Raw genomic sequence first — 255 nt, forward strand, 5'->3', positions numbered from 1 at the left:
CGCCGCCGTTGTTAGTGGTGTAGATGTTCGAGCCAGGCGCCGACAGCGAGACGAAGGCGCCGTAGCTGGAGAAGCTCGACAGGTTGTCGTTGCTGTCAGTGGAAGACACGGCGATCAGCGCGGTCGATGGGGTGAAGCCTTCGTCGCGGGCATTGTTGTTGGCCGACACGAACAGCAGGCCGCCCTTGCTCTTGAGGTAGTTGCCGGCGCTTTGCACGGCGGTGCTATTGGCCGCGTTGGAGAACGAGACGTTGG

General features: G+C 62.4%; 1 pseudogene. It reads right to left on the reverse strand.

The window, feature by feature from the left end:
* Nucleotides 1–255 (reverse strand): annotated as a pseudogene (locus GM658_RS28765) (S8 family serine peptidase); the annotation flags it as partial.

This window comes from Massilia eburnea, from assembly GCF_009720745.1.
In the GTDB taxonomy this organism is placed as follows: Bacteria; Pseudomonadota; Gammaproteobacteria; order Burkholderiales; family Burkholderiaceae_D; genus Rugamonas; species Rugamonas eburnea.